The organism is Peribacillus sp. TH16 (assembly GCF_016651095.1).
Classification (GTDB): Bacteria; Bacillota; Bacilli; order Bacillales; family DSM-1321; genus Peribacillus; species Peribacillus butanolivorans.
This window is the reverse complement of record NZ_JAEKEM010000003.1, coordinates 111,236-125,352: the sequence shown is the minus strand read 5'-3', so window position 1 is coordinate 125,352 and position 14,117 is coordinate 111,236. Positions and strand designations below refer to the sequence as shown.

Annotated in this window: 10 protein-coding genes and 1 pseudogene; 4 read left to right on the top strand and 7 right to left on the bottom strand. The window is 36.1% G+C overall.

Annotation, left to right across the window (positions count from 1 at the left end; all coding sequences use genetic code 11):
* Positions 1-317 precede the first annotated feature (317 nt).
* Positions 318-1,187 carry a LysR family transcriptional regulator gene (locus JFV29_RS11890; protein WP_056519673.1) on the bottom strand — a complete coding sequence of 290 codons (870 nt, stop codon included), beginning with the start codon at positions 1,185-1,187 and terminating at the stop codon, positions 318-320.
* 122 nt (positions 1,188-1,309) lie between these two features.
* On the opposite strand from JFV29_RS11890, the gene JFV29_RS11885 reads away from it, so the two are divergent.
* Positions 1,310-2,572, top strand: coding sequence for a benzoate/H(+) symporter BenE family transporter (locus tag JFV29_RS11885; protein ID WP_201183728.1), 1,263 nt, complete (start codon positions 1,310-1,312; stop codon positions 2,570-2,572).
* Positions 2,573-2,759: 187 nt separating this feature from the next.
* Here the strand turns inward: JFV29_RS11885 and JFV29_RS11880 are convergent.
* Positions 2,760-3,172: pseudogene (locus JFV29_RS11880) on the bottom strand (LURP-one-related/scramblase family protein); the annotation flags it as partial.
* A gap of 309 nt (positions 3,173-3,481) precedes the next feature.
* Positions 3,482-4,468, bottom strand: coding sequence for a YhdH/YhfP family quinone oxidoreductase (locus JFV29_RS11875; protein WP_056519667.1), 987 nt, complete (start codon positions 4,466-4,468; stop codon positions 3,482-3,484).
* 103 nt (positions 4,469-4,571) lie between these two features.
* Here JFV29_RS11875 and JFV29_RS11870 point away from each other — a divergent pair, with 103 nt between their 5' ends.
* From JFV29_RS11870 to JFV29_RS11860, 3 genes are all read left to right on the top strand, one after another.
* On the top strand, positions 4,572-4,991 hold the full coding sequence (locus JFV29_RS11870; protein WP_056519665.1) for a MarR family winged helix-turn-helix transcriptional regulator: 420 nt from the start codon (positions 4,572-4,574) through the stop codon (positions 4,989-4,991).
* A 524-nt stretch (positions 4,992-5,515) separates the two neighbouring features.
* On the top strand, positions 5,516-6,733 hold the full coding sequence (locus JFV29_RS11865) for an IS110 family transposase (RefSeq protein ID WP_201183727.1): 1,218 nt from the start codon (positions 5,516-5,518) through the stop codon (positions 6,731-6,733).
* 263 nt (positions 6,734-6,996) lie between these two features.
* Positions 6,997-7,818, top strand: a complete 822-nt coding sequence (locus tag JFV29_RS11860) for an STAS domain-containing protein (RefSeq protein ID WP_201183725.1) — start codon at positions 6,997-6,999, stop codon at positions 7,816-7,818.
* Between the two features lie 1,096 nt (positions 7,819-8,914).
* On the opposite strand, the gene JFV29_RS11855 is transcribed toward JFV29_RS11860, so the two are convergent.
* The 4 genes from JFV29_RS11855 to JFV29_RS11840 form a co-directional block, all read right to left on the bottom strand.
* Positions 8,915-10,003 (bottom strand): GerAB/ArcD/ProY family transporter, encoded by a 1,089-nt coding sequence (locus tag JFV29_RS11855; RefSeq protein WP_201183723.1) that lies wholly within the window; start codon positions 10,001-10,003, stop codon positions 8,915-8,917.
* 26 nt (positions 10,004-10,029) lie between these two features.
* On the bottom strand, positions 10,030-11,112 hold the full coding sequence (locus JFV29_RS11850; RefSeq protein WP_201183721.1) for a Ger(x)C family spore germination protein: 1,083 nt from the start codon (positions 11,110-11,112) through the stop codon (positions 10,030-10,032).
* Positions 11,113-11,140: 28 nt separating this feature from the next.
* The gene (locus JFV29_RS11845) at positions 11,141-12,676 is read right to left on the bottom strand and encodes a spore germination protein (RefSeq protein ID WP_201183719.1); all 1,536 of its coding nucleotides are present in this window, start codon (positions 12,674-12,676) and stop codon (positions 11,141-11,143) included.
* Between the two features lie 528 nt (positions 12,677-13,204).
* Complete coding sequence (locus JFV29_RS11840) at positions 13,205-14,050, bottom strand: sugar phosphate isomerase/epimerase family protein (protein ID WP_201183716.1); 846 nt, start codon at positions 14,048-14,050, stop codon at positions 13,205-13,207.
* Between the last annotated feature and the right edge of the window lie 67 nt (positions 14,051-14,117).

Here is a 14,117-nt window from a genome sequence, read left to right as displayed (position 1 = left end):
TGGTTAGAAAATAAATCTGTCTCCTTTAAAGGGGAGTATTTTTAAGTTTAGTGTAACTTTTTCATCCTGAGCATAAGTAAGAATTTTTAGAAGCCTATAAAGTGGGCGGATATTCATTTAATATAGATTATTTAAGAACCTCATTTACTTATGATACGGTTCCCCGTAACGAATCTAAATGAGGTTATAAAACCATGATATATTTTATTTTTCATTTAAAGATCTACTTTACCACAGTCAAAACTAATACCTGTTTCATTTTATTTGCCATTTTTCAACGTTGAAGTCTTTTACTTTTGAATAAATAATTTTGGTGTCTAAAAAAGTTTTAAAAATTCTTTTGCTGCTTTTGATAAATAACTATTCTTCCTCCAAATTACTTTGGGTTCAGATATTAAGGTCTGATCCTTTAGCTGAATGACTCTCAATCCTCCCAATGAATGGAGGGATAATAACGAGAGCGGTAAGATCGTTGCACCAAACCCCGATGAAACGAGACCAAGTAACATAATTAAATCCTGACATTCGCACAGTATATTTGGTTCTAAATCTAACCGTTGAAATTCATTGACAATTTGTCCATACGCACCTAAACCATAGTTTGGTCGCAGAAGAATCAATGGCAAATCGATGATTTCCTCTAACCTGCATTGTTCTGATCCACTCCACGTCCATTTTTCAGGCAAAACAAGCACATATGGGTCACTTTCCAATGTCATTTGAGAGATACTTTTTTCCGTTATTGGACTATTTGTTATCGCAATCTCAATCTGACGTTTAGATAACATTTTTATGAGATGAATCGTTTCACCTTCCCATACTTTGAAAGTAAGACCAGGATTTTTCTCACGAATATCTACCACCTTGGAAAGAATTAAAGATGCACAATAAAGATTGGATCCAACAGATAAAATCCCACTGGTGTCTTTCCTCAATTCTTGAACTTCTACCATTGTTTCATCAAGTTTATTTAAAAGTTCTTTTGCTCGAAGAAGTAATCTTTCCCCCTCCAAGGTTAAATTAAGACTTTTGTTATCTCGATCAAATAAAATGACGCCTAGCTCTTCTTCCATTTGTTTGAGTTGTCTGCTCAAAGGGGGTTGAGCAATATTTAATTTCTTTGCAGCTGTCGTGATCTTACCTTCTTCTGCTATAGTGACAAAGTATTTTAACTGTCGAATATCCAAGATGAAACCTCCATCATACCTAAAAGATATAGTAAAAAGATAAAACAGATATTTTAAGTATTGATAAATTAAGTATACACTACGATGTAGTGTAATTCATAAGTTGAAGGGGAGTGACTTTGTTGTTCAAAAAAAATACCATACAATTTCCAAAGCTTTTATCAGTTGGGAATATATCGAATGGATTTGTGGCCTGGCTTTTTGGTTCAGCAGGACCATTATTAATTGTTTTACAAGCTGCTGCAAAAGGTCATTTGTCTGGTAGCATAACCAGCTCATGGATTTTCGCCATTTATGGAATGGGGGGACTCCTAACGCTCATCGTTTCCTTATATTATGGGCAACCCATAGGCTATGCCTTTTCAATACCTGGAGCCATTCTTGTCGGCTCAAGCTTAACCCATTATTCTTTCAACCAAGTGGTTGGTGCCTATATTATAACCGGGATCCTTATTTTTCTTTTAGGATTATCTGGCCTTGTTACAAAATTGATGAAGGTTTTGCCTATGCCAGTTATGATGGGGATGGTGTCAGGCGTCTTACTCCCTTTCGGAACTGAAATGATCGGCTCGGTTGTAAAAAATCCTTTACTCAACGGAATCCCTTTACTTGTCTTTCTTGCTCTTTCTTTTTTCTTACGATTTTCAAAAAAGTTTCCGCCTATATTAGGGGCGATCATTGCAGCAATTCTTTGTCTTAAATTTTTGCCGAACGTTTCTGTACAGCCTATCCATATAACAATGGGCATTCCCCATTTTATAATTCCATCATTTAGTTTTTCCGTTGTAGGGGAACTTGTCATTCCATTACTCTTAACGGTTATTGCCATTCAAAATGCCCAAGGGATTGCTATGTTAGAGACCCATGGCTATCGTCCACCGATCAATGCCATGACCAATTGGAGCGGAATCGGTACCATTATAAATGCTTTTTTTGGGGGTCACCCAGCCTGTATTGCAGGTCCCATGACGGGCTTACTTGTTAACAAAGAATCAGGCAAACTTGAACATAGGTATGTCGCTGCTATTGTATTAGGAGTATTATCCTGTCTATTAGCTCTTTTCTCTCCAATAGCTTCGCAAATTCCATATGTCATTCCTACCTCATTAATTCAATTACTAGGTGGCGTTGCCATGATTAGTGTACTGGTTGACTCTTTGAAAATGAGTTTCTCTGGTCCATTCAAATCAGGCGCCCTCTTTTCCTTTATAATCACAATCTCTGGGATCTCTATTCTCCATATTGGAGCACCATTCTGGGGTCTGGTTGGGGGTACCTTGGCCACCGTATTCTTGGATAAACAAGATTTTTATAAATCCAAATCAAGTGACCAAAACAATGAAACTAACTTGAGTGAAGCTCTTTACAAGGACAAAATTTCCTAACACCGTTTCTTTAGACCTCGGATACATCTCATGACAAAATAAATGACACCTAGACATAGTGCAGTCTAGGTGTCATTTATTTCTTTGTATAGAATAAAAACCTCATATACTTATGATACGATTCACCGCACATATTCAAGCTGTGATTTTTTAAAAACTGTCAGCCTTTTTATTTTACACTTCTACTTTAAATCGACGCTGCTGATGAAGCAGCTGCTTGATCAGCCTTCACACAATCAATTGCAACAACGAGTGCAATAATAATGGTTTCCATCTCTTCATCTATTATTTGAACCTGTAGCTATCGCCCCAAGTGAACCACTCCTTGCCCACTTCACCTCGATTTTACCATGCTGTAAAACTTGAAAATCCATATCCAACCAATTACCATGTACTTCAATGTCTGCCGCATCAATTGTATATCGTGCTTTTAAGAAGAAATTCCTTCTTTATTGTTAATACCTCTCGACCATTCACCTCAACCAAAAACTTTGGTAAAATGCTGAACACCTTTTTCGTAATGAGTGCTACTTCATCTCTTGCTGTATTCATAATGGAGAAAGTCTTTGGAACTTGCATAAAACTTCCCTCCATGTAATATTTAAGTCTTTTACATTACTTACGTTTGAAATGGGCATTGGTTCCAATATTATGCATTAAATTCCAAATAATAGTTTCACTTAAAAGCTCCTTCTTTTCGGTTCACCACTATTTATCCTTACTAATTTACCTTTTGTAAAGTCAGCAATTCTTCCTTCGCAATCTGGCCCAATTGTTGAATAACTCCTTATGTACTCTTCAACTAGCTGCCCCGATGGTTCCATAAGAAAAAGCTGACTTAAAGACAGCTCTGATCTTCAGCTAACTAAGATAAGCGTTGTTTACTTCTTGAAAAAGGTTAAATGTTTTTTAATATTTAATAATTGTTCTTCCCAAATGGTGACCATTTTTAATCGCTTCAATCGTTTGAGGTAATTCTTCAAGTGAAATTTCACTTATTAGAGTAGTTTGAGAAATATTCCATTCATTCGCTATTTTCTCCCAAATATAACCACGGTCTTTGATTGGTACATTTACAGAATCAATTCCCAAAAGGTTAATTCCTCTAAGTATAAACGGCAATACTGTTGATGTTAGTTTTATACCACCTGCATTCCCACACATACTCATACTTCCACCATAAGAAATTTGAGGAATTAATACAGAAGCAATTTCCCCACCAACAGTATCTAGGACAAAGTCAAACTTTTGCTTATTTAATGGTTTATTTTGCACTCCTAATTCATTTACAAAAATGACATCGGTAGCTCCTAAAGATATAGCTACCTCTATTTGGTGTTCTTTTCGAACTAAAGCAGCAATATTTTTGTAACCAATTTTAGATAAAATTTGTAAAGCAATACTACCTACTCCACCAGTTGAACCAGTGACTAGAATCCTAGGGTTTTTAATTATATCCATACCTTTCTCCTCTAAAGCTATGATAGAAAGGGCAGCCGTAAACCCTGCTGTTCCAAAAACCATAGCATCTTTTAAGGATAAGTTGACTGGCATAGGAACAATCCAATCTCCAGGGACTCTAGCATATTCTGCAAATCCTCCTGTATGGCTCATCCCCATAGCAAAACCTGTAACAACAACTTTCTGTCCCTCTGTGTAACGATTATCTGTTGTATGAACAATGGTTCCACTTAAATCAATTCCGGGGATCATTGGGTAATTCCGAATAACTCCTCCATTTTTTTGAACAGCTAACATATCCTTATAGTTTATTGAAGAATATGACACCTTAATTAAAACCTCGCCGTCCGAAAGACTGTCAAGATTAACATCTTCCAAACCATAAATTACTTGATCATGTTTTTCTTTTACAATAATTGCCTTGAATGTATTCATAGATATCTACCTCCTTTTTGATACAAAACATTTTTGCAACAAAAATGTTTCATTACAAAAACTTACATGATATTATAGGTAATGTCAATATGGAGGAGATACTATGGAATTAAAAGATTGCATGAACTTTTTACTAAGTGCTAGTCAGAATAAAGTTTTTAAATATTTCAGCAAGCTTTTAGAGGAATTTGGAGTAACACCAGCTCAATATGGTGTGTTGAATTGTTTGTGGAGAGAAGGACAATTATCCCCTAAACAAATTGGAGAAATGGTATATTTAGAAGCCCCTACTGTCTCTGGGATATTAGATAAAATGCAAAAAGCTGAATTAATAGAACGTTCGGTAGATCCAAAAAATCGTAGAAATGTTTTAGTGATGGCTACTCAAAAATCTAAAGAAATCAGAGATGAAGTTGAAGCTGCAACAATTAAGTTGAATAATAAGGTTCTTCAAAACTTGTCGGATAATGATAAAGTAGTACTAAAAAAAGCATTAAATACAATAATAAAGTCTGATTTTTAACGATATGTAGCCAATATAATAACACTTATTTTCTTAACCTACGGTTGGAACAGTACTTGGTTGGAGTGTAAATTTGCAGATTAGCTCTACCTAATTTGTTAATATAAAAAAATTAAATTAGCCCCCCCTCATAATGGTTGATGGGGGGGCCTGACTACGTTGTAAAATGTAAGACTTATAAATCCCATTGTTAAACTTACCTGCCCCTTTAGTTGCATAAAGAAAAAGCTGCCTTAAAGAGAGCTCTGATCTTCAGATAACGCCCGTTAGCCAACCATGCAGCGCACAACCAGCGCTGCACCACAGAGAATGAAAATGGTGGAAAACCGTCCATACTGATTCTATGGCTGGGTGAGGAAGGTCGATGAACTATGGTGCCATTAGAGCCCATCCGTTAGTCTGACTCCAACGACCTCGGTGCATCACAGACTGTCGCTCCCTTACGGGAAGCACTCATGGTAGATTAATCCTATTCTGGTTTTTGCACCAGCCTCTAATTTTTTGCCATAGAAAGGATGGTTTCAATGGAAGTAATCATTGAACGAGTATGCGGAATGGATGTACATAAAGATAACATTACCGCCTGCATTATGACCCCCGAAGGAAAGGAGATTCAAACATTTTCTACAAAAACGGTGTTTTTAATTCAACTGATGGATTGGATTAAATCACATGGTTGCACTCATGTCGCTATGGAGAGCACAGGTGTGTTTTGGAAGCCTATCGTGAACTTAATTGAGGCTGAAGAAATGGAGTTTTTAGTTGTTAACGCACAACATATGAAAGCAGTCCCTGGTCGAAAAACAGATGTCAAGGATGCTGAGTGGATCGCTCAACTTCTTCGTCATGGTTTATTGAAGGCAAGCTTTATCCCTGATCGAAATCAACGAGAATTGCGTGAGCTTGTTCGGTATCGTAGAAGTATTATTGAAGAACGAGCCAGACAGCATAATCGAATTCAAAAGGTGCTTGAAGGTGCAAATATCAAATTAGGCTCTGTCGTATCGGATATTATGGGCGTTTCATCAAAGGACATGCTTCAAGCGATCGCAAATGGTGAGGATGATCCTGAGAAACTAGCAAACCTTGCGCGACGTTCGATGAAGAAGAAAAAAGATGATTTAATCCTTGCCCTGAATGGGTATGTGAATCCTCATCAACGCATGATGCTTAAAACGATTCTAACTCATATTGATTTTCTGACTGAACAGATTGAAAACCTCGATCAAGAGGTTGCCCAAAGAGTTAGTGTGTATCAAGAAAACATAGAACGACTGGATTCAATACCTGGGATTGCCACTCGAATGGCAGAACAAATTCTAGCTGAAATCGGAACGGACGTTGAAAAACAGTTCGAAAGTGCAGCCAGATTATGTTCATGGGCCGCCCTCGTACCAGGACACAATGAAAGTGCAGGAAAAAGGAAATCAACCAGAGGCAAAAAGGGAAATAAATATTTAAAATCTGCTTTAACTGAGGCTGCTCATTCAGTTGGAGCCTCCAAAAACTATCTTGGCGCTCTATACAGACGGACAGCTGCGCGAAAAGGAAGAAAACGAGCTGGAATTGTCGTTGCCCACGCCATGTTAAGAATTTCTTATTATCTTTTAACAAGGAAAGAAATGTATGTAGACTTAGGCGAAGATTATTTTGATAAGCAAAAGCAAGCTTCCATTGTACGAAATTCGGTCCGAAGGTTAGAAAACTTAGGATATACCGTAAATATATCAGAGGCATCCTAACCACCGATTTATTAGGAGATCTAATAAGGCGCTGCTCTTTTTCAAAAAAATTGAAGCTTGCGTTTTATTTAATATGGTCTTTTTTCTTATTATTAGTGTTTAATTTTCATGGTAGTTTAAGTAAAAATCTTAACAAGATTAATTAACATAAATACATCCATTTTCCCTTTAAAGTAGAAGCTTATTATAGTGTAAACGGGTTTAGTAATTATAATTACAGGGTAATTAAAGTTTTGGTATATAAAAAATAGGGGGATTAAATTATGAAGGGGTCACTAGATACATATAAATTACTGGAATTCATCCAAGAAAATAAAGCGGATTTTGAAAATTCATTATTAAACGAAGCATCTAATGTGAAAGAAAAAATTGAAGAAATTTTAACGATCGGTAATATTGACCTGATAAATAATGCCCATAGGCTGATTCAATACATTATTGAGGCTAAAGAACAGGAGCTTCAATCATTTGCTACACAAGAAGGTATAGCTTGGGCGACACACGCAATTCCATTAACTTTCAAATTAGAGTGGGTGCAAGCCATTCGAAGGACCTTATGGAGGTTCCTACAAGAATATAACGAGGTAAAGAATAAGGTTATTACTGAAGAATTTTTTCCGGTAGAAAAACAAGTTAATAATCAGGTAGACAGATTTTTAAATGTTTTTTTTATTACATATTCTCAATACAAAGATTCGTTGATAATGGCTCAAAAAGAATTGGTTGAAAATCTTTCAGTGCCTATAATACCAATAACACCCACTATATGTATTTTGCCTCTTATTGGTGCGGTTGATCTTTACCGAACGAATATTCTCGAGGAAAAAGTTTTAATAGAGATTGGAAAATTACGTATTCAAACATTGATTATGGACTTATCTGGAATTATGGAAATCGAGGCCGAAGTAATTGATCATTTAATGAAGATTATAGACGGCACTTCATTAATGGGATGTACCACTGTGATCACCGGGTTAAGAGCTGAAGTGGTTAGTAGTATGATAAACGTAGGAATAAGATTAAATGAAAAAGCACAAACATTAGGAACTTTACAACAAGCATTGAATAAATACTTATTAAGTTAAACACGGGGAATTTTAGAGGAGAGTGCTTTGCCGACTCTTTTTTCTTATTCAATATATTCTGACCAACTGTCTAAATATTTGTTCCTGCCCGGCAGTTACGCCTTGGTATAAGCTATAGTTAGGGTATTTAGTTTTTAATTCAACACTAATCAAATCATTTTTTTCTTCAACTAAAATGCTGGTACATAAAGAATGTGCTGCCTTAAAAAAAGCTCCTGTTTTCAGCTAAAGCACCCGTTAGCAATCCATGAAGCGCAAATATCAGCGCTTCACCACAGAGAATGAAAATTGGTCTCTATGTCGATAATGTTTTAATGGCTGGCGAAGAAGGTCGTTGAACTGGTACCTTTGAGCCCATCCGTTAGTCTGACTCCGACGACCACGGTGTACCACCGACTGTCGCGCCCTTTATGGGTAGCACTCATGGGAGATTAATCCTTTTTTGATCGTCGCGCTAGCCTTTACTTAATTTGCAATGATTGGAGGTTTTTGTTTAACGATTTACCAAACTCAATTAGATCACTCATAAGGCTCAACCTATTTTTAAAAAGCGTTTTTACTGGGTCTATTTTGTTGTGGTTTTTTCTGGATTTTGAGCTTTTTTAATCTTCATGGGAGCTCAATTAGAAAATACGATACCTCTTATTAAAGTATCGCACTCATTAGTTTAAGAAGTACACATCATTAATTAATCAAATGGTTCTCTTCAATTTTCTTTTCTTATTTAAATCTGTAATTAATATTAAAACTAAGATTCTTCGGCTTATTCCAAATATAATTGCACCTCCCCTACTTACTCCCATTCCTACAAACCCCCTAATTAACTTCAACCACCAAAATGCGTTATGATACCTAAATTTACAAAAACCAATGGAGAAATATATAATGGTAAGCTTGATTTGTGTTAGAACATCAGTGTGACAAATCCCCGACGCAATAAGGCGAACTAAAACCTCACTTAGTTTAGGATCATCCATTGTAATTTCTGTGATTTGGAATGGTTCACCTTCCCAAATGTAACTGCTGACCTTTTCTGTTGAATCCTTACAAAACGATCTGCCCAGATTGTATTATAAGTTTCTAGAAGCTTTCTATCCTACTTAGTTATTTTATGCTTAATATGAATGTACAAAAAGAGAAAAGGGATATATAGATACACAAAGTAAAAAGCAATGTTTGAATACATATCATTCAATCGCTCTATTTGACTCCACTCTTTGAGCACATTAGCTAAAATAAAGAATAGGACCAGTACAATGAACAGACTTATACGTTGTTTCACATTTATTACTTTCTTAATAGCACGACAACCTGCCCATATTTTCACACTGATATTGGGTAATACGAGAAGTAACCAAATCGAAACAACGATAAATTCGACTCTTTCTATTAGAGGGAATTTGGCAATTTTCATTTGAGCTAATGTTGGCCATATTGTATGGTTTAATTGTCCTTCACTAAAGAAGACAAATGTGATGAGTGCTATTATTAGATAAAGTAAGCTTGAGAACAAAAGTCCAAAATGGGCCCATTTTTGTGATCTGTCTGGATTTTTTATGAATGGGTAGAACATGAATAAGGTCTCAAAGCCAACATACTGAAACAACATAGCTTTAGAGGATGATACGATTTCCTTCACAGAGTGGTTAAAGACGGGTAATAAATTGTGAAAATTGGCAAATTCCAATGAAAAAAAATTAAGGGGAAACAGGATAATAAAAGGTATGATAGTTCCCCAGAAACACATTCCAGTAATCACGCGGAATCCACCGGATACAACGTAATAAATGAGTACTAGAAGAATGAGGCTTATTTGCCAGGTCTTCATTAAGGGAAACAGCCAAACTTGAACAACTTCAATATAAACACGGAAAACAATTAACGCTAATATAAGAAAGTAGAAAATCACAAAAATGTTGAACAGTCCGCCAATCCATTTTCCAAAGCAAAATTTGTGAACATGTATGACATCATTATTAGCAATTCCAAGAATACGATAGATCATCCAAACTAGTATATGAATGCTTATACTTGATAAAATGATGGAAATCCATGCATCATAACCTGCGTCCTTCGTTATATCTCGTTGAAAACTCATGATTCCTATGCCAATAATATTCGTGTAGATCAGAAAGAAAACGTAAAAGGAAGATACTAAATGTCGTTCGTCTAGTAATGATTTCACGTGGTTCCTCCTCTTATCATGCAGATTTACTCTTCAATACCTGTATTTAGGATGTCAATATTTGTGTGTACAGTGGTTTTTACTTCTGCGTATATGTCCTCCATAAACCGTTGATAGTCCCAATTTCTTGAGGCGGCTCTAACCTTTTCTCCCAACCCAATGGGATCTACATTGTATCCTTGTACCAGTGAAATTAAACGTTGGACCTCTTCCTTAAAGTGTTCATTTAAAATTCGTTCCAATTTTACAATATCTTTATCTTTTTTCAAATCAAACCAGGATGATGCTTTTTCAATCTCTGCATGGATGGTTAAATCGATGAATATACTCGGAATGCCTTCGCTTTTCTCAACCGTATATGTAGTTTTTGCATCCAGGTTTTTTAAGAGAATAAAACCTTCCTTTTTATTTTGTGTGATTTTGGTTTTATATTGCCCATTTTGAGACCCATCAATTAATGTTTTTAGAATAAAGGACTTTCTTAAATTAATATGATTTATGTACTTCCCGTTCCTTAATAAGGCTAACCCGTCAATTTTAATTTGATCTTCCTCTAGGATAAAATAAGGTAAAATTTGATCCCTCCCTTCTTGATGAAAACTGTTCAAAAACATGTGCAGATTCATTTTTGGCAAATTACCACTTTCAATGTTTTGATTGATTTTTTCACTTAAATGGAATGGAAGATTCACATGTGCACTGGATTGAAGTATATCTTCGGCTTTGTTTTCAGCAATGCCCAACTGCATTCGACTCCCCGTATTTGGATTTCGGGCAAAATTAGTGATAACATCTTCGATCCCTTGTGTGGCATATTCCTTGCCGAACAATAGAAAATCTAATTTTCCTGTCTCAATAGGATAGGCTGACTTTGCATTCATGGTCGGGAGTATGTCTTCATATGAATCAGACACCGTTTTATAAATCTTCAATTTGACCTTCCCCTGCTCTGCGAAAGTAGGATAAATAGCAATTCCTTTGACTTTGCCTTCTTCCCGATCATATCCTAGAGCTTCAATTATCTGAACTTCATCAATGATCCTCTCATGTATACCACACCCTGATAAAAAGAAAGTTAAGCTAAAAGTTAACAGAAAACATAATTTCATTTAATTCACCTTTATTATCCTTTCCTGGTTATTCATCAAAATCACTTTTCTTTTTTTTGTGATTATGTGGGTGGTATCTCCAAATTGATTTAGGACGTAAGTAATTTGGCCTTTTGGATGTTTTACTATAAGAGGAACGGATCAGGCTGTCCGTTAAATCCTCAGGCCTAAAAGGATAAAGTGGAACGGTATAGGGTGTTCCTAAAGATTCTAACCGTGTAAGGTGAATGAGTAAAAAGGCAATCCCGATAACGACACCTAGTCCCCCCCAAATAGATGCGAAGAGAATTAAAGGAAAACGTAAAAAACGTATAGTGTTCGACATTTTATAAATTGGGGTAGTAAAGGAAGCTAAGGCAGATAAGGCGACTATAATGAGTAAGACATTACTTGTAAGGGACGCCTCAACTGACGCTTGGCCGATAACAATACCGCCCACTATTCCCAATGTTTGTCCTACCTTTGTAGGTAACCGGACTCCCGCTTCACGTAATAGTTCAATCGTGAATTCCAGAAAAATCACCTCTAATACCGGCGGAAACGGGACATTATAACGGGAACTACTAAGTGAACCGAATAAATCGTTTGGAATCATCTCGTAATGGTAAGTGATAACGGCTATATAAATAGATGTTCCAAAAATGGAGAAAAGGACACTGAATACCCGTATTAAACGAAAAAAAGATGCAAGAATCCATGGGAGAAAGTAATCTTCAGGTGAAATAAAATAATCAATGATCGTAGAAGGACCTGTAATGACATATGGCGACCCACTACTTAAAACAGCTACTTGTCCGTTAATAAGAGCTTGAACCGCCCTATCCACACGTTCAGTTGGAAGAAGCAAAGGAAACGGTGTAAGGGAATTATCTTCTATAAATTGATGCAGCAGAGAAGTATCAAAAATGACATCAAAATCAATATCTTGAAGCCGTTGGGTCATGGTATTAACATGCTGCTCACTCGTAATCCCATCAATATGAGCAATAATAACTCGAGTATTTGAAGTAGAACCAATGTTTACTTCCTTCGTAATTAGATCAGTTGTATTTATTTGTTGTCTTAATAAATGGATATTTACATCAATATTCTCAAGAAACCCAATTTGTGGCCCCACCACACTAAACTCATTTTCAACGTTATTTTGTTCACGCAATCCAGCTTTATCATTAGATAAGAGAATTAAAGCAACCCTTTGATCATTTTCCTTCATTTGAAGTATCGCATACCCTTTAAGTAACTTTGATTCAGCTTCGTTCCGATTATCCGTTATTACAATATCTTCTATTGCGATGATTTTCTTTATGTCATCAATTTTCTCTAGCCTGTCTAGTTCAAAAGGGGTCTCTCGGAAAATCATTAAAATTTTCAGTTGGAGTTGTTGTTGATCGACCAGTGTATTGTAGTAAGAAATGATTAAATGTCCCGATTCATCCGTAAGTGGAAATTGTTTAAAATCACTGGATTTTTTAACCTTAGCAAACAGCTGGCCAATATCTTGTGAATTCTCAGTCACGGCCTGTTTGTCTTTATTATTTCTAATCTTTCGTTTTTTGAAGAACATCTAATCACCTCCCTATTACAAAGGAATTCATATCCTTCTATATTATGTACAGGCATCCCCATATTTATGTAAATCCGTTTTATAATAAGTGAAAACTTTATCCTCTCTAGTTTACATAATATAAATATAGCTTAGAGTAAGCAAAGGACCCTGATCCTAATAGAAATAATCCCTGTAGGGGTAGGGTAGGACAGCAAAACACAAATTTACAAAGTTAAAACTTTTTCAAAATAAAAAGAGCCAAAAGGCTCTCTTAAATCATCGAATGGAGTTTAAACTCTAATGCTCCCCTCAATTTTACACCTAATTCAGGATACTTATTTAAACCGGTCCATACATTAACCCAACCCTCATTTTGTTCAAACAGTTTGCTTATTAGTGTATCATCATTTTCTTTCAAACCTTTTTTTTAACTTCATTATTTTATTCTCATTATCTACTATTTCAGTATAATCTTAATATCTGTTTCTTGATCATCCTCTACTTTTATATCTGTTGGTCAAATAAGATATTTCATAACAATACCTTTTATAAATAATCAATCTCACTTAATTTAGCTTTCAAGTATTCTATCGAAGTCCTTGCGTACCAATCTGGTTCTGCTTGTCTTGTATGAAATCCTACTTCCATTGATAAATACCCATCATAATTGATTTCTTTTAATGCTTTAAGTACGGCCGTAAAATCGCCTCTTCCTTGGCCAGGAGGGAGACGGTCATTGTCCGAAATATGGACATGGTGAAGTTTATTCTTCATTTGATATACATAATCACTTGGTACTTCGTTTCTGTACAAAGCATGGAATGTATCAAACATTACCTTGACATTGGATAAACCGGTTTGTTCGCTTAATAACAAAGCATCATCTGCTGTTTCAATCAGGTTGCTATCTGCAGGGGTTGGCTCAACAACCATAGTTACACCTAACTCTTTGGCATAATTACCAACTTCCCCTAAACCCTCTAAGCTGTAATTCCAGGCATCCTGTTGAGACATGCCAAATGAGGCCCATCCTGCAATCCACATAACTGTCGGGCATTCCCACTCGTGTGCCAACCGGACAACCTCTTTATAGTGGTTGATCGTAAATTTTCGTTCCTCTGCAAGAAGTGAACTTGGGTTATTACCCGGTCCGCCGCCTGGTGCAGGAAGCATCGATGATACCTTTAAGTTCTTTTCTTTTAAAAGTTTTAAAATTTCCTTCCTTCTTTCCGGTGATAAATAGTCCGGCCAGGCATGAGGAGCTGCACATCCAATCTCAATCGCATCATAACCAAATGATGAAATCCTATTTATTACCTCCTCTAGCGGATAGGAAGGAACCCAAGTTGGAAAACTGCTGTATGCCCAAGTATTAAACGAAATACCCTTCATGATATATAACCTCTTTTCGAATGATATTATCTAACGATTGTTATTTTATCCCTGTACTTCGGACCGG